We start from the raw sequence: 3897 nt of genomic DNA, 5'->3' as shown, positions 1-3897 counted from the left end.
GCGAACTGAAGGCCATCGAAAACGCCTGAAGCGCACGCTGATCCGAATTGAAGAGGGCCGCCCATCCGGGCGGCCCTCTTCGCATCAGACGATGCGCTCGGCGGCTCAATCCTTCCGGAAGGCCGGATCGGCTTCGAGACGGATTCGGGCCCCGGCTTCGGGGACCTCCACCACCTCGCCGCCGCGGAGCTTTCGCGTGCGGCGGCTCTCGGGCTCACCGTCGACCTTCACGGCGCCCTGGGTCACGAGTTCCTTGGCGTGCGCGCCCGAAGAGGCGATCCCCACCGCCTTGAGGAGCGCGTCCAACGTGATGAGTTCGCCGCGAATCTGAAAAGTCGTCTGCATGGCTAGTCTTGACCAAAGTTAAATCAGGAGGGTAATAACCCGAAATCATCCCCCGCGTTCGGTGTCACAATCGGAACTTCCGCCGCGGCGAACCCCCTCATTATCGCCTGCGGCGACTCCGCTTCATAAGAACATGCTTCAATCGATCGCCATCATTCTCGGGGCGCAGACCCTGGGCGAACTCATCAACCGGCTCACCGGCGTCCCGGTGCCGGGGCCCGTCATCGGGATGCTGCTTCTGCTCATCGCCTTCTTCCTTTGGGACGGGCTCATCGACCGCATCCGCCCGACGGCGGGCGTGCTGCTCGCTCACCTCTCGCTTCTCTTCGTGCCGGCTGGCGTCGGGATCATCCGCCACGGCGAACGCTTCATGAACGAAGGCGTCGCCATCGCCGTCACGATCGCCGTGACGAGCGTCGTCGCGATGCTCGTCACCATCGCCGCCGTCAAGGGGACCGAACGGCTCCTCCATCTCACGGAAAAGGAGGAGGACTGAGATGGACCGCTTCCTCACCGCGCTTCAGGGCCTCACCGGGAACCCCGCGCTCTGGCTCTTTCTCACGCTCGTCTTCTTCATCCTCGGGACGAAGGTCTTCGAGCTCGCCCGCAGGAACCTCATCCTGAGCCCGATCGTGATCGCGATCGCCTCGCTCATCATCCTGCTCAAGGTCACCGGCGTCTCCTACGAAACGTACTTCGAAGGCGCCGGGCTCATCCACTTCCTTTTGGGGCCCGCGACCGTGGCGCTCGCCGTGCCGCTCTTCGAGCAGCGCAGGAAGCTCGCCACGCTCTGGCTCCCGCTCGCCGTGGGCCTCACGGCGGGCTGCGCCGCCGCGGTGACCTCGGTCGTCCTGGTCGGGGGCGCCCTCGGGCTCTCACACGAGACGCTCATGAGCATGGTGCCGAAGTCCGTCACGACCCCGATCGCGATGGGGATTTCGGAAGCGATCGGCGGCATGCCCGACCTCACGGCCTGCCTCGTGGTCGTCACCGGGATCTTCGGTTCGATCGTCGGCCGTCCGCTCTTCACGCGCCTTCGCATCACGGACGAACCCGTGCGCGGCGCGGCCCTGGGCCTCGCCGCCCACGGCATGGGCACGAGCACGGCCTTCATGATCGGGAACCGCGCGGGCGCCTTCGCCGGCCTCGCGATGGGGATCAGCGGGATCATCACCTCGATTCTCGCGCCGCTTCTCGCGCCCCCGCTCGTCGCGTTCTTCGGGTGGTGAGCACCTGAAGAAGCGTTTCCAGCGCCGCAGACGCGGAAAAGCCGCCGGGCCCGAGGGCTTCGGCGGCTTTTTTCTGGTGCGTCTCGCGGATCTTATGCGTTCGGGATCAGCCCGCCGCCGAAGATCACGGCGCACGCCACGACGATGATCACGCCGAGGATGTTGAGGAGGATGCCCGCGCGGATCATCTCACCGATGTGCAGGCGCCCGGTGCCGAACACGATCGCGTTCGGCGGCGTCGCCACCGGCATCATGAAGGCGCAGGAGCTCGCGATCGCGGTCGCGAAGAGGAGGCCTTCGGGATTGGTGTTCAGCGTTTCCGCCGCGGCCGCGATGAGCGGCATCATCGTGGCGGCGAGCGCGGTGTTCGAAGTCACTTCGGTCGCGAAGGTCACGAGCGTGGCGACGCCCGCCATCATCGTGATTTCACTCGTGCCGGCCAGAAGCGCGGCCTGCGCGCCGATCAGGGACGCGGCGCCCGTCGACTGAATCGCCGCGGCCATCGTGAGGCCGCCGCCGAAGAGCAGGAGCACGTCCCAGGCGACGACGTCCTTCGCGCTCGACCAGTCCAAAGCGTGGATGCCGCGCTTCACGTCGATCGGAATCATGAAGAGAAGAAGCCCGGCCCCCATGGCGATCACTTCGTCGGTGAGCGGTTTGAAGGGCGTCGTGCCGGCCACTTCAAGCCCGCGCACCGCGGGGCCGAAGATCCAGAGGAGCGCGGCGAGCAGGAAGACCGCGAGCACGACGCGCTCGCCCCTGCTCATGGGGCCCAACCTCCCGATCTCGCGCGTCACCCAGTCGCGCCCGCCCGGAATCCCCGGGAGGTCGAGCTTGAAGAGCACGCGCGTGAGCATGAGGTACGTGAGCGGCAGCAGAATGAGCGTCACCGGCACGCCCACCTTCATCCAGGAGAAGAACGAGACTTCCGTCCCGTAGGTCTGCTCGACGAAGCGGGCGAAGATCCCGTTCGGAGGCGAACCGATCAGGGTCGCCATCCCGCCGATCGAGGCGGCGTAGGCGATGGAGAGGAGAAGACAGACGGAGAAGTTCCGCTCTGAAGCCGTGATCGTCTCGCTCGTCTGCGCCGAGCGCACGACCCCCATCAGGGCGATCGCGATCGGCACCATCATCGCGGCCGTGGCGGTGTTCGAGACCCACGCAGACAGAAAGCCCGTCGCGGCCATGAGGCCCATCACCATCCGGCGGGGTTCGGTCCCGAAGATGCGGATCGTGAGAAGCGCGATGCGGCGGTCCAAAAATGCCAGCGGTGGATCGCCGCGGCGATGAGAAAGCCCCCGAGAAAGAGGAAGATCGTGCCGTTGGCGTAGTTGGAGAAGGTCGCCGCGGGGGTGGCGATGCCGAAGAGCGGGTAGACGACCAGCGGGAGCATGGCCGTCGCGGCGATGGGGAGCGCTTCCGTGAACCACCAGACCGCCATCCAGGCGGTGACGGCCAAACAGGCTCGGGCGGCCGTCGAAAAGGCGACGGTGTCGCCCGCGGCGTTCACGTAGGCGTCGGGGAGGATGAAAAAGAGCGCGAGTGCGATCAGCGGACCGGCGATGAGTGCGGCGACTTTGCCGCGGTTCGAGACCGCACCGATTTCGATACTGGATTCCATAGGCAATATGTCCTGTCTACGGGTGGAGAGGCCCGAAGCGCACCCAGGGGGCGTCACGGGTCTGACGGCGCGCCGGAACCAGCCCTGGCGCGTCGCGGCGCACTATACACGGAAAACACCCGAAGGGGAATCCCTTCGGGCATCATTTCCGCCGAACAGCCTAGTATTTGTACGGAATTACCGTCCTTCTGTCGTCATTCTCCGGGAATCCACGACGTCACGGTACGCACCGCGTCCTCAACCTTCGCAAAGGCGCTTCGGCCAGCGCTCTGGCCCACACGGAAGACGAGGAGTTCGTCCCTGCCGGCTGCGGCCGCCGCCCGGAAGAGCGGCGCGAAGAGCGCTTCCGGACCGGGCCACGGGGCCGTGCGGTCTTCGAGGTGTTCGACCGCCTCGACGAGACCCGTGCGGTAGACGCGCTCCGTGCGGCCCGAAAAAAGCCGCGTCGTCACGGTGTCGGACCCGACGCCGTGGACCGCGCACCAGCGGTGGGCGCCCGGTGCCCGGGACTCTTCCGTCCCCACGAGCGCCGTCCCCAGGACGAAGCCGGATGCCCCGGCAACGGCGAGCCCTGCGGCCTGCGCGGCGCCGCAGACGCCGCCCGCCGCGATGACGGGAAGCCCCGTCGCGCGGGCGACGGCCGGAACAAGCGCCGAGAGCCCCATCATCGTGTCGTCCGCGTCCTCGAAGGACGCGCGCGGT

At 67.1% G+C, this 3897-nt stretch carries 6 protein-coding genes; 2 read left to right on the top strand and 4 right to left on the bottom strand.

From position 1 onward, the window contains the following. Positions 1 to 105: 105 nt before the first annotated feature. The gene (locus HMPREF9440_RS02930; protein ID WP_008541352.1) at positions 106 to 345 is read right to left on the bottom strand and encodes an RNA-binding S4 domain-containing protein; all 240 of its coding nucleotides are present in this window, start codon (positions 343 to 345) and stop codon (positions 106 to 108) included. Between the two features lie 133 nt (positions 346 to 478). Here HMPREF9440_RS02930 and HMPREF9440_RS02925 point away from each other — a divergent pair, with 133 nt between their 5' ends. Next, positions 479 to 841: a CidA/LrgA family protein gene (locus HMPREF9440_RS02925; RefSeq protein ID WP_008541350.1), complete on the top strand. Its 363-nt coding sequence runs from the start codon at positions 479 to 481 to the stop codon at positions 839 to 841. 1 nt (position 842) lies between these two features. Continuing rightward, positions 843 to 1574 (top strand): LrgB family protein, encoded by a 732-nt coding sequence (locus HMPREF9440_RS02920; RefSeq protein WP_008541348.1) that lies wholly within the window; start codon positions 843 to 845, stop codon positions 1572 to 1574. 92 nt (positions 1575 to 1666) lie between these two features. On the opposite strand, the gene HMPREF9440_RS02915 is transcribed toward HMPREF9440_RS02920, so the two are convergent. The 3 genes from HMPREF9440_RS02915 to HMPREF9440_RS02910 form a co-directional block, all read right to left on the bottom strand. After that, positions 1667 to 2833 carry an SLC13 family permease gene (locus HMPREF9440_RS02915; RefSeq protein WP_262361543.1) on the bottom strand — a complete coding sequence of 389 codons (1167 nt, stop codon included), beginning with the start codon at positions 2831 to 2833 and terminating at the stop codon, positions 1667 to 1669. Beyond that, complete coding sequence (locus HMPREF9440_RS12325) at positions 2770 to 3195, bottom strand: SLC13 family permease (RefSeq protein ID WP_008541344.1); 426 nt, start codon at positions 3193 to 3195, stop codon at positions 2770 to 2772. The genes HMPREF9440_RS02915 and HMPREF9440_RS12325 overlap by 64 nt, the downstream gene beginning before the upstream one ends. Before the next feature lie 194 nt (positions 3196 to 3389). Next, on the bottom strand, positions 3390 to 3897 hold a 508-nt coding region (locus HMPREF9440_RS02910; RefSeq protein WP_008541342.1), incomplete at its 5' end, for a nitronate monooxygenase.

Origin of the sequence: Sutterella parvirubra YIT 11816 (assembly GCF_000250875.1) — a bacterium.
GTDB lineage: Bacteria > Pseudomonadota > Gammaproteobacteria > Burkholderiales > Burkholderiaceae_F > Sutterella > Sutterella parvirubra.
Note: the sequence above shows the minus strand (reverse complement) of the source record. Positions and strands in the feature narration are given on the sequence as shown.

Bases quoted from the DNA above. Each gene is read 5' to 3' on its own strand.
- HMPREF9440_RS02930 (WP_008541352.1), bottom strand. From the start codon at position 345: ATGCAGACGACTTTTCAGATTCGCGGCGAACTCATCACGTTGGACGCG.
- HMPREF9440_RS02925 (WP_008541350.1), top strand. From the start codon at position 479: ATGCTTCAATCGATCGCCATCATTCTCGGGGCGCAGACCCTGGGCGAA.
- HMPREF9440_RS02920 (WP_008541348.1), top strand. From the start codon at position 843: ATGGACCGCTTCCTCACCGCGCTTCAGGGCCTCACCGGGAACCCCGCG.
- HMPREF9440_RS12325 (WP_008541344.1), bottom strand. From the start codon at position 3,195: ATGGAATCCAGTATCGAAATCGGTGCGGTCTCGAACCGCGGCAAAGTC.